Source organism: Pseudomonas sp. GM33 (assembly GCF_000282295.1).
Lineage (GTDB): Bacteria > Pseudomonadota > Gammaproteobacteria > Pseudomonadales > Pseudomonadaceae > Aquipseudomonas > Aquipseudomonas laurylsulfatiphila.
This window is the reverse complement of record NZ_AKJO01000096.1, coordinates 34,002-59,707: the sequence shown is the minus strand read 5'-3', so window position 1 is coordinate 59,707 and position 25,706 is coordinate 34,002. Positions and strand designations below refer to the sequence as shown.

At 61.5% G+C, this 25,706-nt stretch carries 22 protein-coding genes; 9 read left to right on the top strand and 13 right to left on the bottom strand.

Annotated features, from left to right (window positions below):
• Positions 1 to 5: 5 nt before the first annotated feature.
• From PMI26_RS11195 to miaB, 4 genes are all read right to left on the bottom strand, one after another.
• Positions 6 to 845: an HlyC/CorC family transporter gene (locus PMI26_RS11195; RefSeq protein WP_007975860.1), complete on the bottom strand. Its 840-nt coding sequence runs from the start codon at positions 843 to 845 to the stop codon at positions 6 to 8.
• A 5-nt stretch (positions 846 to 850) separates the two neighbouring features.
• A complete protein-coding gene (gene ybeY / locus PMI26_RS11200; RefSeq protein WP_007975858.1) occupies positions 851 to 1,345 on the bottom strand; it encodes an rRNA maturation RNase YbeY in 495 nt (164 codons plus the stop codon).
• Complete coding sequence (locus tag PMI26_RS11205) at positions 1,338 to 2,345, bottom strand: PhoH family protein (RefSeq protein WP_007975857.1); 1,008 nt, start codon at positions 2,343 to 2,345, stop codon at positions 1,338 to 1,340. The genes ybeY and PMI26_RS11205 overlap by 8 nt, the downstream gene beginning before the upstream one ends.
• A gap of 215 nt (positions 2,346 to 2,560) precedes the next feature.
• Positions 2,561 to 3,889, bottom strand: a complete 1,329-nt coding sequence (gene miaB / locus PMI26_RS11210) for a tRNA (N6-isopentenyl adenosine(37)-C2)-methylthiotransferase MiaB (RefSeq protein WP_033048010.1) — start codon at positions 3,887 to 3,889, stop codon at positions 2,561 to 2,563.
• A 135-nt stretch (positions 3,890 to 4,024) separates the two neighbouring features.
• Between miaB and PMI26_RS11215 the strand changes: the two genes are divergently transcribed.
• Positions 4,025 to 4,354, top strand: a complete 330-nt coding sequence (locus PMI26_RS11215; protein ID WP_003185742.1) for a DUF1820 family protein — start codon at positions 4,025 to 4,027, stop codon at positions 4,352 to 4,354.
• Between the two features lie 129 nt (positions 4,355 to 4,483).
• Here the strand turns inward: PMI26_RS11215 and PMI26_RS11220 are convergent, their stop codons facing one another.
• The 4 genes from PMI26_RS11220 to PMI26_RS11235 form a co-directional block, all read right to left on the bottom strand.
• A complete protein-coding gene (locus PMI26_RS11220; protein WP_007975852.1) occupies positions 4,484 to 5,038 on the bottom strand; it encodes a tetratricopeptide repeat protein in 555 nt (184 codons plus the stop codon).
• 224 nt (positions 5,039 to 5,262) lie between these two features.
• Complete coding sequence (gene hemL, locus PMI26_RS11225) at positions 5,263 to 6,546, bottom strand: glutamate-1-semialdehyde 2,1-aminomutase (protein WP_007975850.1); 1,284 nt, start codon at positions 6,544 to 6,546, stop codon at positions 5,263 to 5,265.
• Between the two features lie 10 nt (positions 6,547 to 6,556).
• Complete coding sequence (gene thiE / locus PMI26_RS11230) at positions 6,557 to 7,180, bottom strand: thiamine phosphate synthase (RefSeq protein WP_007975848.1); 624 nt, start codon at positions 7,178 to 7,180, stop codon at positions 6,557 to 6,559.
• Between the two features lie 31 nt (positions 7,181 to 7,211).
• Positions 7,212 to 8,009, bottom strand: a complete 798-nt coding sequence (locus tag PMI26_RS11235; RefSeq protein ID WP_007975847.1) for a hydroxymethylpyrimidine/phosphomethylpyrimidine kinase — start codon at positions 8,007 to 8,009, stop codon at positions 7,212 to 7,214.
• 372 nt (positions 8,010 to 8,381) lie between these two features.
• Between PMI26_RS11235 and PMI26_RS11240 the strand changes: the two genes are divergently transcribed.
• The 4 genes from PMI26_RS11240 to PMI26_RS11255 all read left to right on the top strand — a co-directional run bounded on the left by PMI26_RS11240 (position 8,382) and on the right by PMI26_RS11255 (position 14,875).
• On the top strand, positions 8,382 to 10,766 hold the full coding sequence (locus tag PMI26_RS11240) for a hybrid sensor histidine kinase/response regulator (RefSeq protein ID WP_007975846.1): 2,385 nt from the start codon (positions 8,382 to 8,384) through the stop codon (positions 10,764 to 10,766).
• Positions 10,767 to 10,840: 74 nt separating this feature from the next.
• Positions 10,841 to 12,490 carry an acyl-CoA dehydrogenase family protein gene (locus PMI26_RS11245; protein WP_007975843.1) on the top strand — a complete coding sequence of 550 codons (1,650 nt, stop codon included), beginning with the start codon at positions 10,841 to 10,843 and terminating at the stop codon, positions 12,488 to 12,490.
• A 175-nt stretch (positions 12,491 to 12,665) separates the two neighbouring features.
• Positions 12,666 to 14,165, top strand: a complete 1,500-nt coding sequence (gene amn / locus PMI26_RS11250) for an AMP nucleosidase (RefSeq protein ID WP_177323533.1) — start codon at positions 12,666 to 12,668, stop codon at positions 14,163 to 14,165.
• Positions 14,166 to 14,236: 71 nt separating this feature from the next.
• Entirely contained in the window at positions 14,237 to 14,875 is a 639-nt protein-coding gene (locus PMI26_RS11255; RefSeq protein ID WP_007975839.1) for a pseudouridine synthase, read from the top strand.
• Here PMI26_RS11255 and PMI26_RS11260 read toward each other — a convergent pair.
• Together PMI26_RS11260 and PMI26_RS11265 are read right to left on the bottom strand one after the other, a co-directional pair.
• On the bottom strand, positions 14,870 to 15,079 hold the full coding sequence (locus PMI26_RS11260) for a DUF2788 domain-containing protein (RefSeq protein ID WP_007975837.1): 210 nt from the start codon (positions 15,077 to 15,079) through the stop codon (positions 14,870 to 14,872). The two genes, PMI26_RS11255 and PMI26_RS11260, sit on opposite strands and share 6 nt — an antisense overlap.
• A gap of 213 nt (positions 15,080 to 15,292) precedes the next feature.
• Positions 15,293 to 15,772: an Lrp/AsnC family transcriptional regulator gene (locus PMI26_RS11265; RefSeq protein ID WP_007937367.1), complete on the bottom strand. Its 480-nt coding sequence runs from the start codon at positions 15,770 to 15,772 to the stop codon at positions 15,293 to 15,295.
• Positions 15,773 to 16,210: 438 nt separating this feature from the next.
• Between PMI26_RS11265 and PMI26_RS11270 the strand changes: the two genes are divergently transcribed.
• The gene (locus tag PMI26_RS11270; RefSeq protein ID WP_007975834.1) at positions 16,211 to 17,287 is read left to right on the top strand and encodes a DUF6515 family protein; all 1,077 of its coding nucleotides are present in this window, start codon (positions 16,211 to 16,213) and stop codon (positions 17,285 to 17,287) included.
• On the opposite strand, the gene PMI26_RS11275 is transcribed toward PMI26_RS11270, so the two are convergent.
• Together PMI26_RS11275 and PMI26_RS11280 are read right to left on the bottom strand one after the other, a co-directional pair.
• Positions 17,281 to 18,177 (bottom strand): cation diffusion facilitator family transporter, encoded by an 897-nt coding sequence (locus PMI26_RS11275; protein ID WP_007975832.1) that lies wholly within the window; start codon positions 18,175 to 18,177, stop codon positions 17,281 to 17,283. The two genes, PMI26_RS11270 and PMI26_RS11275, sit on opposite strands and share 7 nt — an antisense overlap.
• 41 nt (positions 18,178 to 18,218) lie before the next feature.
• The gene (locus PMI26_RS11280; protein ID WP_007975830.1) at positions 18,219 to 18,638 is read right to left on the bottom strand and encodes a hypothetical protein; all 420 of its coding nucleotides are present in this window, start codon (positions 18,636 to 18,638) and stop codon (positions 18,219 to 18,221) included.
• Positions 18,639 to 18,747: 109 nt separating this feature from the next.
• Between PMI26_RS11280 and hrpB the strand changes: the two genes are divergently transcribed.
• Positions 18,748 to 21,264 (top strand): ATP-dependent helicase HrpB, encoded by a 2,517-nt coding sequence (hrpB, locus tag PMI26_RS11285; RefSeq protein ID WP_007975827.1) that lies wholly within the window; start codon positions 18,748 to 18,750, stop codon positions 21,262 to 21,264.
• A gap of 128 nt (positions 21,265 to 21,392) precedes the next feature.
• Here the strand turns inward: hrpB and PMI26_RS11290 are convergent, their stop codons facing one another.
• A complete protein-coding gene (locus tag PMI26_RS11290) occupies positions 21,393 to 22,313 on the bottom strand; it encodes a LysR substrate-binding domain-containing protein (protein WP_007975825.1) in 921 nt (306 codons plus the stop codon).
• Positions 22,314 to 22,539: 226 nt separating this feature from the next.
• Here PMI26_RS11290 and PMI26_RS11295 point away from each other — a divergent pair, with 226 nt between their 5' ends.
• Entirely contained in the window at positions 22,540 to 24,030 is a 1,491-nt protein-coding gene (locus PMI26_RS11295; RefSeq protein WP_007975823.1) for an aldehyde dehydrogenase, read from the top strand.
• Positions 24,031 to 24,051: 21 nt separating this feature from the next.
• The gene (locus tag PMI26_RS11300) at positions 24,052 to 25,422 is read left to right on the top strand and encodes an aspartate aminotransferase family protein (RefSeq protein WP_007975821.1); all 1,371 of its coding nucleotides are present in this window, start codon (positions 24,052 to 24,054) and stop codon (positions 25,420 to 25,422) included.
• Positions 25,423 to 25,706 lie beyond the last annotated feature (284 nt).

Here is a 25,706-nt window from a genome sequence, read left to right as displayed (position 1 = left end):
AATCCTTAGCGAGCAATGGGCGTCAGGCGAAGCAAGTGAATCCGACGGCTGTCGGCGTTCAGGATGCGGAAGCGGTATGGGCCGATTTCAGTGATTTCGTTACGTTTTGGCAGATGCCCGAACGCACTCATCACCAGGCCGCCAACGGTGTCGAATTCATCGTCGGAGAACTCGCTGTCGAAAAACTCGTTGAAGTTCTCGATCGGCGTCAGGGCCTTGATCAGGAAATCACCGCTTGGCAGCGGCTTGATGTAGCTGTCTTCTTCGACATCGTGTTCGTCTTCGATGTCGCCGACGATTTGTTCCAGCACGTCTTCGATGGTAACCAGGCCTGCCACGCCACCGTACTCGTCGATGACGATGGCCATGTGGTTGTGGTTGGCGCGAAATTCGCGCAGCAGCACGTTTAGACGCTTGGATTCCGGCACGAAGGTGGCCGGACGCAGCAGATCCTTGATGTTGAAGCTGTCGCCGTTCTCCTTGAGGATCAACGGCAGCAAATCCTTGGCCAGCAACACGCCCATCACGTCATCGTGGCTTTCGCCGATGACCGGGTAGCGCGAGTGGGCCGAGTCGACCACGGCAGGCAGGAACTCGCGGGGTGTCTGGTTCGCCTTGATGCTGACCATTTGCGAGCGCGGGACCATGATGTCCCGCACCTGCAAGTCAGCCACCTGGATGGCGCCTTCGACGATGGCCAGCGCTTCGCTGTCCAGCAACTTGTTCTGATGTGCATCGCGCAGCAGCTCCAGCAGCTCCTGGCGGTTTTTCGGCTCGTGGGCAAAAGCCTGGGTGAGCTTACCCAGCCATGACTTCTGCCCGTTGCTCGATCGATCTTCGCTCATAGCGATTACTCTGAATCCTTTGTTGTTTCTGTGGGGGATAAATCGGTTTCGTCGTCCGCGTACGGATCGGGAAAGCCCAGTTCTGCAAGCAACGTTCGTTCCAGTGCTTCCATCTCTTCGGCTTCGTCGTCATCAATATGGTCGTAACCAAGCAGATGCAAGCAGCCGTGAATCACCAGGTGTGCCCAATGGGCCTTGAGTTCCTTGCCTTGATCCCGGGCCTCACGCTCGACCACCGCTACGCAGATCACCAGATCGCCCAGCAGCGGGATGTCGAGGAATTCATCCGGCACATCGGCCGGGAATGACAAGACGTTAGTTGCGTAATCCTTTTGCCGCCAGGTGTGGTTCAGCTCGCGTCCTTCGGCTTCGTCGACCAGGCGAATGGTCATTTCCGAGTCGGCGCTGCGCTGGCGCAAAGCCAGTTCGCACCACTGGCGGAACTCGGCTTCGCTGGGGGCAGGGGCTTGGGTAGCGATTTGCAGGTCAAGCTCAAGCATCGCGGCGGCTATCCTTGGCGGCTGCATCTTCGGCCGCACGGGTTTCGAAGCGCTCGTAGGCTTCAACGATGCGCTGTACCAGCGGATGGCGCACGACGTCCTTGGGCTGGAAATGGGTGAAGCTGATCCCTGGCACTTCCTTGAGCACTTCAATCACATGGTGCAGGCCGGACTTGGTGCCGCGTGGCAGGTCGACCTGGGTGATGTCCCCGGTGATGACGGCGGTGGAGCCGAAGCCGATCCGGGTCAGGAACATCTTCATTTGCTCGACCGTGGTGTTCTGGCTTTCGTCAAGAATGATGAAGCTGTTGTTCAGCGTGCGGCCGCGCATGTAAGCCAGTGGCGCGACTTCGATCACCTGGCGCTCGATCAGCTTGGCGACGTATTCGAAGCCGAGCATTTCGTAGAGTGCGTCGTAGAGCGGGCGCAGGTACGGGTCGATTTTCTGCGACAGGTCGCCGGGCAGGAAGCCGAGTTTTTCACCCGCTTCGACCGCCGGGCGCACCAGCAGGATGCGGCGAATCTGCTCGCGCTCCAGTGCATCCACCGCGCAGGCGACGGCCAGATAGGTCTTGCCGGTACCGGCCGGGCCGATGCCGAAGTTGATGTCGTTACCGAGGATTTCCTTCACATAGCGCAGCTGATTCAAGCCGCGGGGGCGAATCATGCCTTTCTTGGTGCGCAGCGCCACGGACGGTTCGGCGGGGGAGTGGTTGTCCAGCTGTTCCACGGCAGATTCCTGCAGGAACAGGTGCACCATGTCCGGCGACAGCTCGGTACCCTTGGTTTCACGGTACAGACGGCGCAGGAGGTTTTCCGCGGAGGTGGTGTGTTTGGGCTCGCCGATCAGCTCGAACTGGTTGCCGCGATTGCGGATCTCGATGGTCAGGCGTTGTTCGATCAAGCGCAAATGCTCGTCGAATTGCCCGCACAGATTGGCGAAGCGGCGAGCTTCAAAAGGCTCGAGGATGAAACGATGTGGTTCTATGGGTGCGTTCAAGGTCGTATTTAGCCGCCCTGGGGCAATTGAGATGAAATCAAGGATAACGCCAGTGGCGCGGGTGCGAAAGCTCTTAAATGAGGCAACCCGATTCCCGTCTCTGGCGCTGTACCTGTGGGAGCGGGCTTGCTCGCGAAGACGGAGTGTCAGTCGACATTATTGGTGCTGACAGACCGCCTTCGCGAGCAAGCCCGCTCCCACAGGGATATTCGGTGTTACGGGATCAGCGAACCCCGCAGCGAATGCGGCTGCGCGGCATCGATGTGCACGTCCGCGAACTGGCCGATCAGGGTCGGATTGTCGCAACGGAAGTTGACGATACGGTTATTCTCGGTCCGGCCTTGCAGCTCGCCCGGGTCTTTTTTCGAGTAATCGGTCACCAGGATCCGCTGGATCGAACCGACCATTTGTCGGCTGATCTCGAAACCTTGCTGGTTCAAGCGATGTTGCAGGGCATTCAGACGCTCTTTTTTCAGCTCTTCAGGGGTGTCATCGGCCAGGTCGGCGGCCGGAGTGCCCGGGCGTTGGCTATAGACGAACGAGTAGGAAAAGTCGAAACCGACGTCGGCAATCAGCTTCATGGTTTGCTCGAAGTCTTTCTCGGTCTCGCCCGGGAAGCCGACGATGAAATCCGAGCTGATGCAGATGCCCGGCACGGCGGCGCGCAGCTTGCGCAGTTTGGATTTGTATTCCAGCGCGGTGTGGTTGCGCTTCATCGCGGCGAGGATGCGGTCCGAGCCCGACTGCACTGGCAAGTGCAGGTGCTTGACCAGTTCCGGCACATCGGCGTGGGCCTGGATCAGGCTGTCGGAGAACTCCAGCGGATGCGACGTGGTGTAGCGGATGCGGTCGATGCCATCGACGGCGGCAACCACGCGGATCAGCTCGGCCAGATCCGCCAGGCGCCCGTCATGGGTGAGGCCGCGATAACCGTTGACGTTCTGCCCCAGCAGTGTCACTTCGCGCACGCCGTTTTCGGCCAGGTGAATGATCTCGGCAATCACGTCGTCGAACGGCCGGCTGACTTCTTCGCCGCGGGTGTAGGGCACCACACAGAACGTGCAGTACTTGCTGCAGCCTTCCATCACCGACACGTAAGCGCTCGGGCCGTCGATGCGCGGCTCAGGCAAATGGTCGAACTTTTCGATTTCCGGGAACGAGACGTCGACTTGCGGCAGCCTGGTGATGCGTGCGGCGTCGATCATTTCCGGCAGGCGGTGCAGGGTTTGCGGGCCGAACACCACGTCGACGTACGGTGCGCGATCGCGGATGGCCGCACCTTCCTGGCTAGCCACGCAACCGCCGACGGCGATCACCATGTCCGGGTTGGCCAGTTTCAGTTCGCGCCAGCGCCCGAGCTGGGAGTAGACGCGGTCCTGCGCGCGTTCGCGGATCGAGCAGGTGTTGAGCAGGATGACGTCGGCGTCTTCAGCGCGCGCGGTGACTTCCAGGGCCTGGTGTTCGCCCAGCAGATCGACCATGCGCGAGCTGTCGTACTCGTTCATCTGGCAACCGTGGGTTTCGATGTAAAGCTTCTTGGCCATGGATAGAGTCATCACGTGATTCAAAGAACCGCGCATTATAGGGAACATGAACCCAGGTTCCTACCGCTGCGCGTCCGGCGGCTATGCTATAGTTTGCGCCCTCTTTTTTATCCCTCGATGTGTTACCCGCCCACCATGACCAAACGTGAAGCTCCAATCTACAAGGTGATTTTCCTCAACCAGGGCCAGGTGTTCGAAATGTACGCCAAGCAGATCTATCAAAGTGATCTGTGGGGCTTTCTGGAAGTGGAAGAGTTCGTCTTTGGCGAGCGCACGCAAGTGGTCGTCGATCCGAGCGAAGAAAAGCTCAAGGCTCAGTTCGAAGGCGTGGTGCGCAGTTTTGTGCCGATGCATTCGATTGTGCGTATCGACGAAGTCGAGCGTCTGGGGACACCGAAAATCAGCGAAGCCCGCGGCGCGGTCGGCAATGTCATGCCGTTTCCGATGCCGATGCCTGAGAAGTAAGCCTCAAGATCGAGTCGCCCCCATCGCGAGCAGGCTCGCTCCCACAATTAACCGCGTTTCCATGAGAGAACCCGGTCAACTGTGGGAGCGAGCCTGCTCGCGATAGGGGCAGTCAGAACACAGCAATAATCAGGGAAGCGGCGCAAAGGGCGTACGCCCATCGGCGCTCTGCAACTCCATCAGATACTTACGGAAAATTTGCCCGAGCACCTGGGTGGCAACCTCCAGTTCTTCGCGGGGCATTTTTTCGGTGACTTCATCAGCGGTGTCCAGTGCATCTTCGGCACCGTTGACGGCCGCCATCTTCAGCAGGATATACGCCTGAACGTTATTGGCCGGTACGCCTTCACCGTGGAAGAACATGGTACCGAGCTTGAATTGCGCCTGTGCGTGGCCTTGCAGCGAGGCCTTTTCGAAATAGCTCAGGGCTTGATTGAGGTCGCGTGGCGCGTTTTTACCTTCGTAGTAGAACTCACCCAACTCGTATTGCGCTTGCGCATCCCCTTCATCCGACGCTTTCTGGCAGGCGGCGATCGCCTGTTCCAGGTCTTGCGGCTGGGTATTGAGGGTGCAGCGACCCATCGCTGGGATCAACAACGAGTTGCCGCCTGCTTGTGCGTGCGCGAGCAGGGGCTGAAGAAGCAACAGGCAGCCCAGTGCAAGGGTGCGGCCGGTGCGGTTCATGGGAATCGACTTACCTCTGAAGGGCGCGCGGACCCATCGAGGGATCCAATAAGCGCGCATTATGAAATAAGCAGGGCCAACCTTACAAAGTCTTTACTCGTTTTTCTGCTGCGCGGGAAATATATCTCCCGTTTTGCGGAGGATTTTTGCTGAAAGTGTAGGAATGAAGGCGGGCGTGTAGGTAAAAGCTGACGCTGGCAATGGCCAACGTCAGCGCTACAGCGTTATTTCAAGGCAGCGAAGGCACGCTCGGCGGCGTCCAGGGTCAGTTTCAGTTCGGCTTCGCCGTGGGCGATCGAAGTGAAACCGGCTTCGAAGGCACTCGGTGCCAGGTACACGCCACCTTCGAGCATCAGGTGGAAGAAGCGGCCGAACAGGGCTGCGTCACTGGCCATCACGTCATCGAAAGTGACGATGTCGTCGGCGCCGCTGAAGTACAGGCCGAACATGCCGCCGGCTTGTGTGGTCACGAACGGAATGCCCGCCGCATCGGCGCGCTGTTGCAGGCCGTCGAGCAGGCGAGTGGTGTAGTCGGTCAGCTCGGCGTGGAAGCCCGGACGGCTGATCAGGCGCAGGGTGGTCAGTCCGGCGGCCATCGCCAGCGGGTTACCGGACAGCGTACCGGCCTGGTAGACCGGGCCCAGCGGGGCGATGCGCTGCATGATTTCACGCTTGCCACCGAAGCAGCCGACCGGCATGCCGCCACCGATGATCTTGCCGAAGGTGGTCAGGTCCGGCGTCACGCCGTAGTACGCCTGGGCACCGCCGAGGGCGACGCGGAAACCGGTCATCACTTCGTCGAAAATCAGCACCACGCCGTGCTTGTCGCACAGGGTCCGCAGGCCTTCGAGGAAACCCGGTGCCGGCGGCACGCAGTTCATGTTGCCGGCCACTGGCTCGACGATGATGCAGGCCACGTCCTGGCCGACTTCGGCGAGCATGGCTTCAACGGCGTCGATGTCGTTGAACGGCAGGGTCAGGGTGTGTTTGGCGAACGCTGCCGGTACGCCGGCCGAACTCGGTACGCCCTGGGTCAGTGCGCCTGAGCCGGCCTTGACCAGCAGGCTGTCGGAGTGACCGTGGTAGCAGCCTTCGAACTTGATGATGCTGTCGCGACCGGTGAAGCCGCGGGCCAGGCGAATGGCGCTCATGGTCGCTTCGGTGCCGGAGCTGACCATGCGCACCATTTCCATCGACGGCACGAGAGAGCAGACCAGGTCGGCCATCTGCGTTTCCATCTCGGTCGGCGCGCCGTAGGACAGGCCGTGCTCCAGCTGCTTGCGCACCGCGTCCAGCACATCCGGGTGGCTGTGGCCGAGGATCATCGGGCCCCAGGAGCCGACGTAATCCACATAGCGCTTGTTGTCTTCGTCGGTGACGTAGGCGCCTTCGGCGTGCTTGAAGAACAGCGGCGTGCCGCCGACGCTCTTGAACGCGCGAACCGGCGAGTTCACGCCACCGGGAATGTGTTTCTGGGCATTGGCAAACAGCGTTTCGGAACGAGACATGATCGGGTTCTCAGATTTTAAGTAATTCGTTAAAGGCGCGGGCACGGCGGGTGACTTCAGCCGTACTCTCGGCGCCGAACAGGCCATGCACCACGGCCAGCAGGTCGACCCCATGGGCCACCAGCGGGGCGGCGTTGTCCAGGGTGATGCCGCCGATCGCGCAGATCGGCAAGTGCAGATGCTTGCGCGCCTGGTCGAGCAGTTCGAGGCTGCAGGTCGGTGCGCCGGGCTTGGTGTTGGAATTGAAGAAGCGGCCGAAGGCGACATAGCTGGCACCTTCTTTGGCCGCCTGTTCAGCCAGCTCGAGCTGCGCGTGGCAGGTTGAACCGATGATCGCCTGACGCCCGAGCAGTGCACGGGCCGGAGTCAGCGGGCCATCGGTCTGCCCCAGGTGTACGCCCACATTGAGGCGCGCGGCCAGTTCGGCATCATCGTTGATGATCAGCTGAGTCTTGTAGCGCTCGCACAGCTCGCGCAAGGCTTCGGCCTCACGCAGGCGGCGGGCCTCGTCGCTGCTTTTGTCGCGGTACTGCAGCAAGGTGACGCCGCCTTCCAGCGCCGCCTCCACGTACTTGAGCAACTTACCGTCCAGCAAATGGCTGTCGGTGATGGCGTACAGGCCACGTAGTTTCATCGGTCAAGCCTCACCGCATTACAAATGGAAGTTACGAACAGAAATCCAGCGGCAGGCGGCGCGGCACAAACTGGCCTTTGCCCAGCTGCTCGGCGTCACGCAGGGTGCGCCATGTGTAGTTAAGCGCGGTCTGCACGGCGCTGGCGAGGTTTTCACCCTGGGCCAGACGACCGGCCAGCGCGCTGGCCAGGGTGCAGCCGGAACCGTGATAACTGCCGGGCAGGCGCTGGCAGGTAAAGGTTTCGCGCAGGCCGTCGCGGCTGTACAAGCGATTGTGGATTTCGGTTTCGTCGCCATGGCCGCCGGTGATCAGCAGGTGTTTGACGAACGGCAGGAGTTTTTCAGCGCACTCGTCCGCGGTGCCTTCGGGCAGTTCGGCGAGGATCCGGGCTTCGGGAAGGTTGGGAGTGGCAATGATCGAGAAGGGCAGCAGGCGTTCGCGCATGGCGTAGCCGACTTCGTCCTTGCCCAGGCGTCCGCCGCCGCCGGCGCGCAGCACCGGGTCGCAGACCACTGGCAAATGCGGGTGCGCCGAAAGCAGTTCGACCACGGTGTCGACCATTTCCAGGGAACCGAGCATGCCCAGTTTGACCGCCGCGACTTCGGAATCGTTGAGCACGGCATTGGCCTGGGCCAGTACCCACTCACGGTCGAGGACGCGGAAGTCAGTGACATTGATGGTGTCTTGCACGGTCAGGGCGGTGACGGCCGGAGCCGCATGGCAACCCTGGGCGAGCAGGGCTTCGATATCTGCCTGCAAGCCGGCGCCACCACTTGGGTCGTGGCCGGAGAGACAGAGGACAACGGGGCGAGAGCTGTAGATATTCATGGTGCGCGAGCTTACCACCAAACAACGTTTTTCGGGTGTGCGTGCACTTCGGTGTGAGGCGTGGAAAAAGGCAAAAGATCGCAGCCTTCGGCAGCTCCTGCAAGAAGGGCGGATCGACGCAAACCTGTAGGAGCTGCCGAAGGCTGCGATCTTTTGATCTTTTGCAAAAAAAACAAACAGCTCTATCTCAATAATCTTCGCCGGAACGCCCGTCCTAGAGCCTTTGTGGGAAAAATTTCAATGGTGTTCAATGGCCACCAACGGCTATGCTAGAGTGGATCCAAACCAATAACAGGTGATACCGGTTTTACGTCTGCTCAAATGGAATGGGGGGCTTCCTGACAGAACCGGACAGGCCACGCTGGGGCTTCAATGCGCTATTTGCTGATGTTGCTGTTGTGTTTGCCCCTCCTGGCAAACGCCGTCGAGTTCGATGAGTTCACTCAAAGCCTCCCCTTGGGCCGAACCCTGCAGGTCTATGAGGACGCAGGTGGTCAGGCGACCATCGCGGATATCCGCGCGCAAGCGGCGGCCGGCAACTTCAAGGCACACCACAAAGACACACTCAACGCCGGGTACTCGCGCTCGGTGTTCTGGCTGAAAATCGACCTGCATTACCGCCCGACCGATCCGGCGGCGCAACGGACCTGGCTGCTGGAACTGGCCTATCCACCCCTCGATCATCTCGATCTCTATTTGCCCGATGCGGCCGGCAACTATCAGTTGGTCAGGCAGACCGGCGATGCCTTGCCCTTCGCCAGCCGCGAGATTCGTCAGAACAACTATCTGTTCGACCTGACGTTCAAACCTGAGCAGGCCAAAACCCTATTCCTGCGCTTGCAAAGCGAAGGCTCGATACAGGCACCGGTAACCTTGTGGTCGAGCACCGCCTACCTCGAAGAGCAGCCCGTGCGCCTCTACGTACTGGGGCTGATCTACGGCGTGTTGCTGGGGATGCTGGTCTACAACCTGTTCATCTACCTCAGCGTGCGCGATACCAGCTACCTTTACTACATCTTCTATATTGCCTCGTTCGGCTTGTACCAGCTGTCGGTCAACGGCGCAGCGGTGCAGTATTTCTGGCCGGACAACCCTTGGTGGGCCAACGCCGCGACGCCGTTTTTCATCGGCTGCGCGGGCCTGTTCGGCAGTCAGTTCGCCCGCAGCTTCCTGCAAATGGCTACCCACAGTCGCTGGCTCGACCGCTTGTTGCTGGCGCTGGTTGCCTTCGGTGCGCTGGTGGTCGGCCTGTCTTTGATGACCAGCTACGCCCTGGCGTTGCGCCTGGCCACGGCCCTGGCGCTGACGTTCACGGTGGTGATTTTTGCCGCCGGGATCTTTGCCTGGCTGCGGGGCCTGCGCGTCGCGCGGTATTTCATCATTGCCTGGTCGGCGTTTTTGCTCGGCGGTATCGTCAATACGTTGATGGTGCTGGGATACCTGCCAAACGTGTTCCTGACCATGTATTCCAGCCAGATCGGCTCGGCCATCGAAGTGGCGTTGTTGTCCCTGGCACTGGCCGACCGCATTAATGACATGCGCGAGCAGCAGGCGCAGACGCTATTCGACGCCGGCCAGAAGCTTGAAATCCTCAACCAGCAACTGGCTCGCAGTAACAAGCTCAAGGACGAATTCCTGGCCACCCTGACCCACGAACTGCGCACGCCCATGAACGGTGTGATCGGTTCGCTGGAATTGATGCAGACGGTCGAAATGGACCCGGAGCTTGAGCAGTATCAGCAGACGGCTTCGGGGGCGGCGCGGGACATGATGCGCATGGTCAACGGTATCCTGACCCTCACCGAACTGCAGGCCGGCAAACTCCAGACTTCGGTCGACACTTTCAGCTTGCGCCGCATGGTCGAGGCACTGCGCACGCAGTTCGAGGGCAACGCTTCGAGCAAGTCGCTGGACTTCAAGGTCGACGTCGCATCCGGCGTGCCGGATCGCTTGCACGGCGACAACACCAAGATCGCGCAATGCCTGGAGTGTCTGCTGGACAACGCCATCAAGTTCACCCGTGTCGGCGGCCTGGCCTTGCGGGTCACCGGCAAGGCCGTTGAACCCGACCGGCTGGCGTTGACCTTCGCGGTGATCGATACGGGCATTGGCTTCACCGATCTGGGAGAGGCCACGATGTATCAACGGTTCTTCCAGCTCGACGGTTCGATGACCCGTGAATACGGTGGCCTGGGTGTTGGCCTGGCGATTTGCCGGCAGTTGGTCGAATTGCTCGGTGGACGCCTGACGCATCGTTCCGAGCCAGGACGCGGCAGCCGGTTTCAGCTGGATGTGGAAGTCGGGCTGTCGGTGGCCGAACGCCCCCTGGCGCCCTTGATGCCCCGGGATTTTCCGCGTCTGCGCCTGCCTCAGGATTGTGCGGTGCTGTTGGTGGATGACAACAGCATCAGCCAGTTGGTGATGCGCGGCATGTTGCTCAAGCTGGGTTTTCGCGTGCGTACGGCCGACGGAGCCGATGTCGCGCTCGATCTCCTGCAACGCGAAGTGTTTGACGCGGTGCTGGTCGATTGTCAGTTGCCGCGTCAGGACGGTGAGTCGCTGTGCTGCCGGATCCGCGCGTTGCCGGGCTATGCCGAGCTGCCGTTGTTCATGATCGCCCTGGGGGGGGACCGTGAACGCTGCCCGACCGGCGCGTTGATCGATTACTTGAGCAAACCGGTAAAATTCGAAGACTTGCAAGCCGCGCTCTACCGCCGGGTGCTCTGCTCGCAACAGGGCGAAAGCGCCGACAGTTAGGCGGATATGACACTTTGTTCGGCTGAGGGGCGGTGCTTAACTGAAGTCCCTTGGCCGACCAAAGGAGCCCAGTCATGAACCTGCATCAGTTTGCCGAAACCCACGAAGTCACCAACCAGCCACCGTCACTGGACGGCGCCAACCTGTACCGCATCGACTTGCCGTTGCAGGAATGGTCGCGGCGGTTCGGGGCCGGTTGGGCCGAATCGCGGATCGACGCTTACGGCGCGCTGGCCGGTGGCCCGCTGATGGAAGCCGGGTTCCTCGCCAATCAGAACAAGCCGGTGTTCAACAGTCATGACCGCTTTGGTCATCGAATCGATCTGGTGGAATTTCATCCGGCCTATCACCAACTGATGCGCACGGCAGTCGAGCACGGCCTGACCTCGCTGCCCTGGGCGCACCCACAGGACGGCGCTCATGTGGCCCGCGCCAGCATGTCGTATCTGCACAGCCAGGCCGAAGCCGGCAGTGGCTGCCCATTGACCATGACCTTCGCCAGCGTACCGGCCATGCGACTGCAACCGGACCTGGCGCAAAAGTGGTTGCCGAAAATCCTCGCCACCGAATACGACCCGCGCAATGTCGGCATGGCCCACAAGGCCGGGGTCACCATCGGCATGGCCATGACGGAGAAGCAGGGCGGCACCGATGTTCGGGCCAATACCACCAAGGCGTATCCGGTCGGAGCCAGCGGTCCGGGCCAGGCCTATGAGTTGGTGGGGCACAAGTGGTTTTGCTCGGCGCCGATGTGCGACGCCTTCCTGACACTGGCGCAGACCGACAAGGGCCTGACCTGTTTCCTGCTGCCGCGCCATCGCCCGGACGACACACGCAATCAGTTCTACATCCAGCGCCTGAAGAACAAGCTCGGCAATTGCTCCAACGCTTCGAGCGAAGTGGAGTTTCGCGGCGCACTGGCGTGGATGATCGGTGAAGAGGGGCGTGGCGTTCCGACGATCATCGAGATGGTCGCCATGACCCGCTTCGATTGCATGGTCGGTTCCAGTTCGCTGATGCGTCAGGCGCTGACCCAGGCCAGCCATCATTGTGCTCATCGTTCGGTCGGCGGCAAATTGCTCAGCGAGCAACCGTTGATGCAGAACGTGCTGGCGGATCTGGCGCTGGAAAGCGAAGCCGCCCTGGCCTTGAGCCTGCGTATGGGCCGGGCGCTGGATCATCTGGACGACTCGCAGGAAGCCAGGTTCGCCCGGCTGGTAACGGCGGTGGGCAAGTACTGGATCTGCAAGCGGGCGCCGGCCATGATCAACGAAGCGGCCGAATGTATGGGCGGTGCGGGTTATGTCGAAGACAGCATTCTGCCGCGGCTTTACCGCGAGGCGCCGGTGAACTCGACGTGGGAAGGTTCCGGCAACGTGCAGTGCCTGGACGTGCTGCGTGCCCTGTCAAAAGAACCGGGCGTGCTTGATGCGCTGTTCAGCGAGTTGGGCGATGGTCATGGCGACCAGCGTCTTGCCGCGCACATCCAGCAATTGCAGGCGGCCTTCAAGGACACCAGCGACATTCAGTACCGCGCCCGGCAACTGACTGAAGACATCGCCTTGGGATTACAGGCCAAGTTGCTGCTGGAAGCCGGGAATTCGGTGGTCAGTGACGCCTTCATCGCCAGTCGCCTGGACGGTGGCGGCCGAGTGTACGGCGCGTTGCCACGCGGGCTGGACGTGGAAGCCATTGTCGCCCGCTCGACTCCACAGGGCTTCTGACCGCGATTAACTCAGCACCGCAAACCCCTGTGGGAGCGAGCTTGCTCGCGATTACGGATAAACATTCAACAATGATGTTGACTGATACACCGCTATCGCGAGCAAGCTCGCTCCCACAGTTGTTCTCTGTTTACAGTCAATGCCACTGTTCCCGTGAAGCGACGATGCAGGCAAGATGAAGGTCTGCAAGTCAGAACACAGGATGCTGATCGTGACCGAAGCTTTTATTGTCGTTCAAACCGCCGAGCAAGCCGTGGATCGGCTCGCACTCTTGCACAATCGTGCAACCACCGCGCTGAGTCAGGCGCTCAAGCGTTACCTCAAGGACCGCGTCGAGCCTGATGCCGAGCAGCGGGCGTTGTTCCGTTATCCCGAGCTGCGTCTGACCTACCACTGCCAGGGCGAAGTCCCGCAGACCACCCGTGCCTATGCCAAGGTCCAGCTGCCGGGCACCTACAGCGTCACCGTCACCCATCCGTCGGCTTTCCGTAAGTACCTGCTGGAACAGCTGGTTCCGTTGATGCACGACTTCACCGTGACGGTGGAAGTCGGTGTCAGCCAGCAGAACATCCCGTATCCGTATGTGGTCGAGCAGGGCGATGAACTGGGAGGCTCCGGCGTCACCGCCGCCGTGCTGGCGCGGGTATTCCCGAGTACCGACCTGTCGGCCGCGACCGACGGCATTGCCGACGGTTTGTACGACTGGGAAAACACCGATCCGCTGCCCCTGGCGCTGTTCGATGCCGCACGGGTGGATTTCTCCCTGCGCCGACTGGTGCATTACACCGGCAGCGACTGGCGCCATGTGCAGCCGTGGATTCTGCTGACCAACTACCACCGCTATGTCGACCAGTTCATCGTCCACGGCCTGGAACAATTGCGCCAGGACCCGCGCTTCGTGCGCATGGTGCTGCCGGGTAACGTGATCATCGAAAAGAGCATGGATCACGGCGAAGCGTCGGCGATTGCCGCTGGCGTGGTCTGGCACCGTTACCAGATGCCGGCCTATCACCTGATCGCCAGTGACGGCCATGGCGTGACCCTGATCAACATCGGTGTCGGCCCTTCCAACGCCAAGAACATCACCGACCACCTCGCCGTTCTGCGCCCGCATTGCTGGCTGATGATCGGCCACTGCGGCGGCCTGCGTCAGTCGCAGACGATTGGCGACTACGTGCTGGCCCACGCCTACATGCGCCGCGACGGCATTCTCGACCGGGTCGTGCCGCCGAACATTCCGATTCCGGCCCTGGCCGAAGTGCAACTCGCGCTTCAGCAAGCGGCGGCCAACATCACCGGTGAGAAGGGCGACGAACTGAAAAAACGCCTGCGCACCGGCACCGTGCTGACCTACGACGACCGCAACTGGGAGCTGCGCTGGGCGCAGGAAAGGCCGCTGATCAACCTGTCCCGCGCCGTGGCGGTGGACATGGAAAGTGGCACCATCGCCGCCCAGGGTTATCGTTTGCGGGTGCCGTACGGCACGTTGCTTTGCGTCTCGGACAAACCGCTGCACAGCGAAATCAAGTTGCCGGGCTCGGCCAACGCCTTCTATGAGCGCGCGGTCAGCCAGCACTTGAAGATCGGTATCGAAGCGGTGGATCTGTTGCGCACCGAGCTCAACTCACTGCACTCGCGCAAACTGCGCAGCTTCGACGAGCCGCCGTTCCGCTAACGGTTGTCATGGTCATTTGACGGTTGGGGCACTAGCATTGGCAGCCCTGACCGTTAGATGTTTCCTTTCTCATGTCTCGTCCTCCTCAACGTCCCGTTTCCCGCCGTCCTGGCACGAAACCCTTGCCTGCAGCCCCGCGCCGTGTCGCCAAGGCTCCGCCGGCCGAGCCGAAGCTGATCCTGTTCAACAAACCTTTCGATGTGCTGACGCAATTCAGTGACGGCGAAGGGCGCGCGACGCTCAAAGACTACATCGATGTACCGGGGATCTATCCGGCCGGACGGCTGGATCGCGACAGCGAAGGCTTGTTGCTGCTGACCAACGACGGCCAGCTTCAGGCGCGAATCGCCGACCCGAAGCACAAACTGGCCAAGACCTATTGGGTACAGGTCGAAGGCGAGCCGAGCACCGAGCAATTGCAGCGCCTGCGTGACGGCGTCGAATTGAATGACGGCGTGACCTTGCCCGCCGAGGCGCGGCAACTGGACGAGCCTGAACTATGGCCGCGCAATCCGCCGGTGCGCTTTCGCAAAAGCGTGCCGACCAGCTGGCTGGAGCTGGTGATTCGCGAAGGGCGCAACCGGCAGGTGCGGCGCATGACCGCTGCGGTCGGTTTGCCGACCTTGCGCCTGGTGCGCGTCAGAATCGGTGACTGGACGATCGAAGGGCTCGATCAGGGCCAGTGGAAAGAAGTACCGGCGCGCTTATAAGGCGCCGGATTCGATCAGGCCGATCACCACGCTCTTGATGATGAACGCGGCCACGCCCAGGCCCAGCACGAAGAACAGGATGAACGAGCCAAAGCGCCCTGCCTTGGACTTCTTCGCCAGATCCCAGACGATGAAACCCATGAAAATGATCAGGATCGTGACCAGACCGGTCATCATCCACTCTTCAAAGACTGCAGGATCCATCGAACATCTCCAGCGCGGGCGAGGCTAAAAGGGCGCGAAGATTATACGCCTCGCTGGCCGCGTACAGTATTGACCTGCGTCGGTGTGTCGCAGTCATCCGTCGCCTGTGCTGGCCTCTTCGCGGGCAAGCCACGCTCCCACAGGTTTTGAGTCGCTCACAAAATTGAGGTCAACACAAAACCTGTGGGAGCTGGCTTGCCAGCGATGGCGTATTTAGCTGCGCAGATGAGTCAGCGGCAGTTCGGTGCTGTTGAGTACCTGGTTCAGCACAAAACTCGAACGCACGCTGGTCACGCCTTCAATCCGGGTCAGATGACCGAGCAGCAGTTTCTGGTAGTGATCCATGTCCGGCACCACGACCTTGAGTTGATAGTCGGCATCCATCCCCGTCACCAGGCTGCATTCGAGCACTTGGGGCAAGGTGCGAATGGCCGCTTCGAAGTTCTCGAAACGTTCCGGCGTATGACGGTCCATACCGATCAGCACGTAGGCCGTCAGGCTCAGGCCAAGCATTTTGCGGTCGAGCAGGGCGACCTGACGGGAAATGTAGCCGTCGTCTTCCAGTTGCTTGACCCGCCGCGAGCACGGCGAAGGCGACAGACCGATGCGCTCGGCCAACTCCTGGTTGGAGATGCGTGCGTCGCGCTGCAATTCCGCCAAAATACTCAGGTCGTAACGATCGAGCTTGCTCATCAATCAGTCCTTTGTCGTAACTATTGCGGCAGATTATGTATCCGGGGTTAAAAATTGCGCAAGTGATGTTTAATTGAGCAATCTTCGCAATCCTCTGTCGGCGCTCACGGCCTATTCTTATCACCAGAATCACTGCTCGGACAAACAGTCCAGTGCGGCTCGCCCAATCAGGCCCGCCGCGGTCGCCACCCCCACCGGGGATGTGCCGGCCCCCGAGCTACACACTGTCCAGAAGACGGCGTGAGGTGAGCCGGCGCCACAAGCGTTGAGCCAGGACGAAGTTCTCCAAGGGGAGGCCGACGGGTCTCCCCTTTTTCTTGCGTGGAATTTGACCCTCCTGGCCTCAATAAATAAGTTGCGTGACTGATAACCTGTCGCAGAACCGGCCACTGCTTTCCCAGTCTTACGTACAGGCCCTAACCCGCAATGAGGATAAGCATGAAATCGCGCATCTGGCGTTTGGCCGGTGTTGGTTTGCTGTGTGTCAGTGTCACTGCGCAATCGCTGGCCGATGAGCAGCAAAACCGTGGCCATGATGGCGGGCAGCACGGTCAGGATGGGCATCAGGTTGGTAACCAGGGGGGGAGTCAGGGCCATGGTGGCAACAACCAGCCACGTCCGCAGAACGGCCCGCCACAGAACCCGCCGCGTGCGCAGAACAACGACAACCGCCAGTACGAGCACAACGGCCAGAATCAACATCAGAACAATAGCCAGAGGCAGCCCCCTCCCGCGCCGGATTTCAACAGCCCGGTTCGCTCACCACCGCCACCGCCGCAGGCACCGGCCACTGACATGCCGATCCAGCCTCGCCCCGACACCGTGCGCCAGACCCAGCCACCGCAGCGCCATGACTACCAGGATCAGCACTACCAGGATCAACCGCATCGCAACGATTACAATCAGCGCTGGAAGGGCTATATCGGTGCGCCGACCAATGACAATCACTGGGACGGACGCCCGGGCGGACACGGTAACGGCTGGGGGCCAGGTCCCAGGTATCGCCCCGGCCAGGTGATCGACCGCTTCCCCGAGCGTAACTTCCGCGTGCCTTACCGTGGCATGGATTACTACTATTCCGGTGGCTACTGGTATCGCCCGCTGGGTCCGCGTTATGAGGTGGTAGAGCCGCCACGCGGGATTCGCGTCAGCTACCTTCCTGATTATGCCGAGCAGGTGTGGATCGGCGGGGCGCTGCTGTTCCTCGCGGCCGGATCGTATTACGCCTATGAGGAGAGCACCCGGGATTACGTCGTGGTCGAGCCGCCGGTTGGCCAACCGCAGTCGCCTCCACCGGCCGCCAGCAATGGATATGACGTGGAGGCGTACCCGGCCAACGGCCAATCGCCGGAGCAGGTCAGTCGCGATGGCTACGAGTGTTATCAATACGCGGTGCAGCAGAGTGGTTTCGATCCACGCACCGCCACCTACCAGCCAGACCCCTCGGTGGTGCAAGTCTACCGACAGGCCCAGGGCAGTTGCCTGAGCAGTCGTGGTTATCAGGTGAACTACTGAGCCCGAGCGGTTTTCACCACTTCCTGCGGGTCTGCGTGCACCAGCACTTCAGCTCGCGGGTAGGCGGTGTGAATGGCGGCGGCCGCCTGATCGCTGATGCCGTGGGCGACTGACAGCGTCAGCTCCCCCGGCAGCTCCAGATGCAACTGTACAAACCACTGGTTGCCGGAGATTCGCGTGCGCAGGTCATGGGCACCCAGCACGCCGGGCACGTTGCACGCCAATTCCAGCATGTGCTGGCTGACCTCCGGCGGCAGTTCTTCATCCATCAATACCGCAAAGCTCTCCCGGGCGATCTGCACTGCGCTCCACAGAATGTAGGCGGCGATTCCCAGACCGAACCAGGGGTCGACCTGATGCAGGCCAAACCCGGCCAACACCAGCGCGATCAGAATGCTGCCGTTGAGCAGCAGGTCCGAGCGGTAGTGCAGGGAGTCGGCGCGCACCGCGTTGGAGCCGGTGGCCTTGACCACCCGATGTTGAAACATCAACAACGCCAGGGTCAGTACGAGGGACAACACAATCACGCCGATACTGATCCACGGCGCGCCGACCGGTTCGGGATGTTTGAGCCGATCATAGGCTTGCAGTGCAATCAGTACTGCACTGCCACCAATGAACAACGCCTGGGCCATGCCCGCCAATGACTCGGCCTTGCCGTGCCCGTAGCGATGATCATTGTCGGCTGGGCGCAGGGCGTAATGCACCGCCAGCAGGTTGAGCAATGACGTGACGCCGTCGAGTGTCGAGTCGGTGAGCCCGGCGAGCATGCTCACGGAGCCGCTCAGCCACCAGGCTATGGCTTTGGCGACAATCAATGTGCACGCCACCGCCACCGAGGCACGGGTCGCCAGCCGCAGCAGGCGGGCGTGTTCGGAGCTGGAGGTCATAGTGGCCATCGTTCCTTGAAGAGTCCTTTCGCGTGTAGGGATTACGCGGCCGGTTGCAGGCCGAACATCGCCAGTTGCTGGGCGCTGCCTTTGCTCTGGATCAGGCGTGGATCGTCCAGCGGGAAGCTGCGGCCCAGCTCGCTTTCCAGAATAGTCTGCAACTTGCGGTTATCGACCTGGCCGTCGGGGCCGATGGCGTCCTTGAGTTTTTGCGGGTCGACCTGGGCGGTCTTGCCCGGTTCGAAATAAATCGCGCCGGTGGCGAAGTCCACGGCAAACGCGATCAGGCCGGGGATGATGTAGAACAGCAGGCCTACGGCATCGAGCGCGGCGATGGCCGGGTCGATCTTGCCTTCGATCTGGCCACGGCGGTCGGGGTAGAAAATCGACCCGCAGGCGGTCACTTGAGTCAGCAAGGTTGCGACCAGAACACCGCCAATCAGGCGAAAGGGAGCACGCATATGAAATCTCCTGGGTAATCTCGAAACGAAACGTCGTCGGTATGAATTAGGACCGTGATTAACGCCACGCAGTTCGCCGTTATACTCGCCGCTCTGTTTGGGAGCCAGCATGATTTCTTTGCCGATCGATGAAGTTTTACCCGCCCTGCGTGAAGCCCTCGCTGCACGCCACGAAGCCGTGCTCGAAGCACCGCCCGGCGCCGGTAAAACCACCCGCGTACCTTTGGCCCTGCTCAACGAGCCGTGGCTCGCCGGGCAGACCATCCTGATGCTCGAACCCCGCCGGTTGGCCGCACGCGCAGCGGCAGAACGGTTGGCCAGTGAGCTGGGGGAAAAGGTCGGCGAAACCGTTGGCTATCGCATTCGCCTCGACAGCAAGGTCGGCCCCAATACCCGCATCGAAGTGGTCACCGAAGGCATCCTTACCCGGCGCCTGCAGGATGATCCGGCGCTGGAAGGCGTGGGCCTGCTGATCTTCGACGAATTCCACGAGCGCAGCCTCGACGCGGACCTGGCCTTGGCCCTGAGCCTCAATGGCCGCGAGCTGTTTCGTGACGACCAGCCGCTGAAAATCCTCTTGATGTCCGCCACGCTCGAAGGCGAACGCTTGGCCGGGTTGCTCGACGACGCACCGATCCTGCGCAGCGAAGGGCGCATGTACCCGGTGGCGATGCGCTGGGGCCGGCCGTTCCAGGCCGGTGAATTCATCGAGCCGCGGCTGGTGCAGACCATCCTCGAAGCCTTGAACGACGAGACCGGCAGCGTGCTGGTATTCCTGCCGGGGCAAGCGGAGATCCGCCGCGTGCATCAGCAATTGGCCGATGCTTTGGGTGACAACCCACAGGTTCTGTTGTGTCCATTGCACGGTGAACTGGACCTGACGGCGCAACGAGCGGCGATCGATCCGGCACCGCCGGGCAAGCGCAAAGTGGTGCTGGCCACCAACATTGCCGAAACCAGTTTGACCATCGACGGCGTGCGCGTGGTGATCGATGCCGGGCTGGCGCGAGTACCGCGTTTCGACCCGGGCAGCGGCATGACCCGTCTCGACACCCAGCGCATTTCCAAGGCCAGTGCGACCCAGCGTGCGGGCCGGGCCGGGCGTCTGGAACCCGGTGTTTGTTATCGCCTGTGGTCCCAGGACCAGCACGAGCAACTGGCGGCTTATGGCAGTGCGGAAATCCTCTCGGCGGACCTTGCCGGGCTGGCCCTGCAATTGGCGCGCTGGGGTGTGACGCCTGGGCAACTGGTGTGGCTTGACGTGCCACCGGCCGCCGCTTATGCACAGGCTCAGGACCTGCTCGAACGCCTGGGCGCGCTGGACGGCGAAGCGCTGACCCGTCACGGCCAGGCCATGGCCGAACTGCCGGCCCATCCGCGTATCGCGCATTTGCTGTTGCGCGGCCAGGCGCTGGGTCTGGCGGAAATGGCTAGCGACGTCGCCGCACTGCTCGGCGAGCGCGATATCTTGCGCGGTGCCGGGGCGGACTTGCACAGCCGCCTGGTATTGCTGTCTGGCGAAGAACGCGCCGCACGTGGCGCACAGGGTGGCGTGCAACGCGCACGGCAACTGGCGCGGCAATACCGTGGTTACTTGCGCGGCAAAGCCTCGGAGCCGGTCAGCGATCCGGATCACCCGCGCTGGCTCGGTGCATTGCTGGCGTTGGCCTATCCCGACCGCGTCGCCCAACAACGGCGCGCTGGTGGCGCGGAATATCGCTTGGCCAACGGTCGTGCCGCGCTGTTCGCCGAGGCCGACAGCCTGATGAAGCAGCCGTGGCTGGTGATCGCCGATCTCGGCAGTCGTCAGGGGCAACGCGAAGAGCGGATTTATCTGGCGACGGATTTCGATCCGGCGCTGTTCGACTCAGTGCTGGCCGAGCAGGTGCGTTGCGTCGATCAACTGGATTGGGATGAGCGCGAAGGCGTGCTGCGGGCCGAGCGTCAGCGCAAGGTTGGCGAATTGATCCTCAGCCGTGAACCGCTCACCGGCCTCGACGAAGGCGCCCGCAGCCAGGCGCTGGTGAATCTGGTGCGGCGCAAAGGCCTGGAGCTGTTGCCATGGACCCCGGAGCTGCGTCAGTGGCAGGCACGAGTAGCGTTGTTGCGGCAACTGGACCTCGCCGGCAAAGGCGAGAGCGAATGGCCGGATGTCAGCGATGCAGCGTTGCTCAAAGGTCTGGAACACTGGCTGATGCCATATCTGGGTAAAGTGTCGCGTCTCAGTCACTTCGCCAATCTGGACCTGTCGAGCATCGTCCACAACCTGCTGCCGTGGCCGCTGCCGCAGCGGCTGGACGAGTTGGCGCCGCATCATTTGAGCGTGCCGTCGGGCTCGTCGATTCGCCTGGACTACAGCGAGCAGCCGCCGATTCTGGCGGTGCGTCTGCAGGAGTTGTTCGGCCTGGCCGAAACCCCGCGCATCGCCGGCGGGCGGCAAGTGGTCAAGCTGCACCTGCTGTCCCCGGCTCGGCGGCCGGTGCAGGTGACGCAGGACCTGGCGAACTTCTGGCGCAGCACCTACGCCGAAGTGAAGAAGGATTTGAAGGGACGTTATCCGAAGCATTACTGGCCGGATGATCCGCTGGTGGCCGAAGCGACTGCGCGGATCAAACCGCGTAAATAACAGTTAACACCGGACTCTGTGGCGAGGGGGCTTGCCCCCGTTGGGTCGCGCAGCGGCCCCAGCTCTCCACCTGAAAAGCAGGGCCTGCTACGCAGTCCAACGGGGGCAAGCCCCCTCGCCACAGGGGATCAGTCTGAGCTTTCGGATTTGGCGGTCAGTTGTTCGCGGCAATAGTCGGCGAACAACTGCGCCGGTTTGGTCAGTTGCCCGCGCTTGAGCCAGGCCGCCACCAGCCCGGAGCCGGTGACGTCTTCGGCGATGTCCACGCACACCACTTTCTGCCCGTCGTAGGTGCACTCCGAATGTGGTTTGGTCACCAGGATCGAGAAACCAAAGCCTTGTCCGACCATGCCGCGCACCATCTCGATCGATGGCGAGCTGAAGGCAATGCGCGGGGTCAGGTCCAGCTCTTCGAACAGGCTGACGAAATAGGTCCGGCTCGGCTGCACGTCCAAAAGAATCATCGGCTCCAGGCACAGGTCCCGCAGTGAGACTTGTGCCTGCTGGGCAAAACGGTGATCGGCCGGCAGCAGCGCGTAAGGCCGTTGCGCCGGCATCAAGGGTTCGGTTGCGATGGTGCCGTCGAGATCGTGCTCATAGAGGATCGCCAGATCGAAGGCGCCGGAGGTCAGGCCCTGCACCAGTTCTTGCTGCTCGCCGTCGCGGATGCGGATTTCCACTCCCGGGTACAACGCCGAAAACCCGGCGATCAATTGCGGCAGGTACAGCGGCGCGACGGTTTCGAAGCAGCCGATATCGATCTGCCCGGACACCACATCGTTGTCGGCCAGGGCGTTCTGCTCGAACTCCTTGGCCATGCGCAGCAGTTCCTGGGCCTTGCGGTAGAAGCGTGCACCGCTGGGTGTCAATGACACGCCCTGGGCGTGATGGCGAATTAACAGTTGCACGCCGAAGCTGTCTTCCAGCCCTTTGATGGCCGTGGAGATCGACGGCTGGGCGATGTACAGCTTGCGCGAGGCCTCGGCGACACTGCCGCACTCGACGGTGGTGATGAAGTATTTCAGTTGACGCAGATTGTAGGCAGCCACAGCAAACCTCGGGGGAGAACGAATCAGGCATCCAGGCAATTTGCGCGCCACCCCTATCCGCTCGGGTAGCGATTTGTTGTGGTTGAACAATAACCACATGCTGCGCCAGAAGGGAGATTGGCTACGTAGTTTTTTCTTGGCCTGCGAACACATTTTTACTGGTTTTCCACCGCTCGGGCCTGAGCGACTATCCAATACACAAGAATGTCCTCTGGAGCATCCGAACGTGTTCGAGCTTGAGTATTGGCAACGTAAAGCCGCTTCCCTGCGGTTTCCCGACCAGGCTGTAATCGACGGCCAGCGCCGAGCGGCACAATCGGGGCAGACTTTCGCCGCGATCAACCCCGCCACCGGGCAATGCCTGGCCAATGTCGCGGCCTGTGGCGAGGAAGATGTGAATGCGGCGGTGCGCAATGCGCGGCAAGTGTTTGAAGCCGGCACCTGGTCGGCACGTTCGCCGACCGAACGTAAACAAGTGCTATTGCGTCTGGCCGACCTGATCCTCGAAAACCGTGAAGAACTGGCGCTGCTCGATTCGCTGAACATGGGCAAGCCCGTCACGGACGCCTACAACATCGATGTGCCGGGTGCCGCCGGGGTGTTCCGCTGGTACGCCGAGAGCCTCGACAAACTCTACGATCAGGTCGCACCGAGTGCGCAGAACGTGCTGGCGACCATCACCCGCGAAGCCCTCGGCGTGGTCGCTGCCGTGGTGCCGTGGAATTTTCCGCTGGACATGGCCGCATGGAAACTCGCCCCGGCCCTGGCCGCTGGTAACTCGGTGATTCTCAAACCGGCCGAGCAGTCGCCGTTTTCGGCCTTGCGTCTGGCGGAGCTGGCGCTTGAGGCTGGTGTGCCTGCGGGTGTGTTGAACGTACTGCCGGGCCTGGGCGAGCAAACCGGCAAGGCCCTCGGCCTGCACCCGGACGTCGATTGCCTGGTGTTCACCGGCTCCACTGAGGTCGGCAAATATTTCATGCAGTACTCAGCCCAGTCGAACCTGAAACAGGTGTGGCTGGAGTGCGGCGGCAAGAGCGCGAACCTGGTGTTCGCCGATTGTCAGGACCTGGATCTGGCTGCCGAAAAAGCCGCGTTCGGCATCTTTTTCAATCAGGGCGAAGTCTGCTCGGCCAACTCGCGGTTGCTGGTGCAGCGCTCGATTCATGACGCGTTCGTCGAACGCCTCAAGGCCCAGGCTGAACGCTGGTTGCCGGGCGATCCGCTGGACCCGTCGAGCGCTGCCGGTGCCATCGTCGACAGCCGTCAGACCGCGCACATCATGAAGTTCATCCAACAGGCCGAGCAGCAAGGTGCGACCAAGGTTTGTGGTGGTCGGCAATCGATCTTCAATGGCTCCGACAACTTCATCCAGCCGACTATCTTTACCGGCGTGACGCCGGACATGCCGCTGTTTCGCGACGAAGTATTCGGCCCGGTTCTGGCTGTCACGGCGTTCGACGACGAAGCCCATGCATTGCAATTGGCCAACGACAGCGTCTACGGTCTGGCGGCTTCGCTGTGGACCGACGACCTCAACCGTGCCCACCGCGTGGCGCGACAATTGCGAGCGGGCACGGTGTCGGTCAACAGCGTCGATGCACTGGACGTGACCGTACCCTTTGGCGGCGGCAAGCAGTCCGGTTTCGGCCGCGACCTGTCCCTGCATTCATTCGATAAATACACCCAGTTGAAGACCACCTGGTTTCAATTGCGCTGATAACAAAACGGAGAACTGGCGATGACCACACCACGTGAAACCCGCGACTACCAGGCCGCCGACGCTGCGCACCACATCCATGCGTTCGTCGATCAGAAAGCCCTCAACGACGAGGGGCCACGGGTGATGGTCCGTGGCGAACGCCTGCACCTGTGGGACAACGATGGCCGCCGTTACCTCGACGGCATGTCCGGGCTGTGGTGCACCAACCTCGGTTACGGGCGCAAGGACCTGGCGGCTGCGGCTAGTCAGCAACTGGAGCAGCTGCCGTACTACAACATGTTTTTCCACACCACCCACCCGCAGGTGATCGAGCTCTCCGAGCTGCTGTTCAGCCTGCTGCCGGGTCACTACAGCCACGCGATCTACACCAACTCCGGCTCCGAGGCCAACGAGGTGTTGATCCGCACGGTGCGTCGCTACTGGCAGGTGCTCGGCAAGCCCGAGAAGAAGATCATGATCGGCCGCTGGAACGGTTACCACGGTTCGACCCTGGCCGCGACGGCGCTGGGCGGGATGAAATTCATGCACGAAATGGGCGGCATGATTCCGGACATCGAGCACATCGACGAGCCGTACTTCTTCGCTCACGAAGGCAACCTGACGCCAGCCGAATTCGGCCTGCGCGCGGCCCAGCAACTGGAAGCGAAGATTCTCGAGCTGGGTGCGGACAAGGTCGCAGGCTTCATTGCCGAACCCTTCCAGGGTGCCGGCGGGATGATCTTTCCGCCGGAAAGTTACTGGCCGGAAATCCAGCGCATCTGCCGCAAGTACGATGTGCTGCTGTGTGCCGATGAAGTGATCGGCGGCTTCGGTCGTACCGGCGAATGGTTCGCCCACGAGTACTTCGGTTTCGAGCCGGACACCCTGTCCATCGCCAAGGGCCTGACCTCGGGCTATATCCCCATGGGCGGCTTGATCCTGTCGAAGAAAATGGCCTCGGTGCTGGTGGAGCAGGGCGGTGTGTTTGCCCACGGCCTGACCTATTCCGGGCACCCGGTGGCGGCGGCGGTGGCGATTGCCAACCTCAAGGCCCTGCGCGATGAAGGCGTGGTGACGCGGGTCAAGGACGACATCGGCCCGTACCTGCAACAGTGCCTGCGCGAAGTGTTCGGCAAGCACCCGCTGGTGGGCGATATCCAGGGCACCGGCATGGTTGCGGCGCTGCAACTGGCCGAAGACAAATCCACGCGCAAGCGCTTCGCCAATGAGAACGACATCGCCTGGCGTTGCCGTACGATTGGTTTCGAGGAGGGGGTAATCATTCGTTCGACCTTGGGCCGGATGATCATGGCGCCGGCGTTGATTGCCAGCCGAGAAGAGATTGACGAACTGATCGCCAAGACCTTGAAAGCGGTGGATCGAACGGCGCAGGAATACGGCCGGCTCTGATCGTGTAGCGTTCTTTCTGGCCTCTTCGCGAGCAAGCCCGCTCCCACATTTGGTCGGTGTCGTACACAGATTTTGTGTCCGGCATCAATCCAGTGTGGGAGCGGGCTTGCTCGCGAATGCTATGGCCCATTCAACATAATTCCAGCACCTTGCACCCACCCCGTGCATCCCCACCCACGACGCCCTTTCGCAGTGCGCGCTAACGAGTTTTTTCATCACTCGCATCCACATATTTCCTCATTTTCCTAATCCCGCCCTTGAGCCAACATCGATCTCGCCAGCCC

What these genes read in the sequence shown, in the direction of transcription:
- PMI26_RS11195 (WP_007975860.1), bottom strand. Translation starts at nt 845, where the DNA reads ATGAGCGAAGATCGATCGAGCAACGGGCAGAAGTCATGGCTGGGTAAG.
- ybeY (WP_007975858.1), bottom strand. Translation starts at nt 1,345, where the DNA reads ATGCTTGAGCTTGACCTGCAAATCGCTACCCAAGCCCCTGCCCCCAGC.
- miaB (WP_033048010.1), bottom strand. Translation starts at nt 3,889, where the DNA reads ATGGCCAAGAAGCTTTACATCGAAACCCACGGTTGCCAGATGAACGAG.
- PMI26_RS11215 (WP_003185742.1), top strand. Translation starts at nt 4,025, where the DNA reads ATGACCAAACGTGAAGCTCCAATCTACAAGGTGATTTTCCTCAACCAG.
- PMI26_RS11220 (WP_007975852.1), bottom strand. Translation starts at nt 5,038, where the DNA reads ATGAACCGCACCGGCCGCACCCTTGCACTGGGCTGCCTGTTGCTTCTT.
- hemL (WP_007975850.1), bottom strand. Translation starts at nt 6,546, where the DNA reads ATGTCTCGTTCCGAAACGCTGTTTGCCAATGCCCAGAAACACATTCCC.
- thiE (WP_007975848.1), bottom strand. Translation starts at nt 7,180, where the DNA reads ATGAAACTACGTGGCCTGTACGCCATCACCGACAGCCATTTGCTGGAC.
- PMI26_RS11235 (WP_007975847.1), bottom strand. Translation starts at nt 8,009, where the DNA reads ATGAATATCTACAGCTCTCGCCCCGTTGTCCTCTGTCTCTCCGGCCAC.
- PMI26_RS11240 (WP_007975846.1), top strand. Translation starts at nt 8,382, where the DNA reads ATGCGCTATTTGCTGATGTTGCTGTTGTGTTTGCCCCTCCTGGCAAAC.
- PMI26_RS11245 (WP_007975843.1), top strand. Translation starts at nt 10,841, where the DNA reads ATGAACCTGCATCAGTTTGCCGAAACCCACGAAGTCACCAACCAGCCA.
- amn (WP_177323533.1), top strand. Translation starts at nt 12,666, where the DNA reads ATGAAGGTCTGCAAGTCAGAACACAGGATGCTGATCGTGACCGAAGCT.
- PMI26_RS11255 (WP_007975839.1), top strand. Translation starts at nt 14,237, where the DNA reads ATGTCTCGTCCTCCTCAACGTCCCGTTTCCCGCCGTCCTGGCACGAAA.
- PMI26_RS11260 (WP_007975837.1), bottom strand. Translation starts at nt 15,079, where the DNA reads ATGGATCCTGCAGTCTTTGAAGAGTGGATGATGACCGGTCTGGTCACG.
- PMI26_RS11265 (WP_007937367.1), bottom strand. Translation starts at nt 15,772, where the DNA reads ATGAGCAAGCTCGATCGTTACGACCTGAGTATTTTGGCGGAATTGCAG.
- PMI26_RS11270 (WP_007975834.1), top strand. Translation starts at nt 16,211, where the DNA reads ATGAAATCGCGCATCTGGCGTTTGGCCGGTGTTGGTTTGCTGTGTGTC.
- PMI26_RS11275 (WP_007975832.1), bottom strand. Translation starts at nt 18,177, where the DNA reads ATGACCTCCAGCTCCGAACACGCCCGCCTGCTGCGGCTGGCGACCCGT.
- PMI26_RS11280 (WP_007975830.1), bottom strand. Translation starts at nt 18,638, where the DNA reads ATGCGTGCTCCCTTTCGCCTGATTGGCGGTGTTCTGGTCGCAACCTTG.
- hrpB (WP_007975827.1), top strand. Translation starts at nt 18,748, where the DNA reads ATGATTTCTTTGCCGATCGATGAAGTTTTACCCGCCCTGCGTGAAGCC.
- PMI26_RS11300 (WP_007975821.1), top strand. Translation starts at nt 24,052, where the DNA reads ATGACCACACCACGTGAAACCCGCGACTACCAGGCCGCCGACGCTGCG.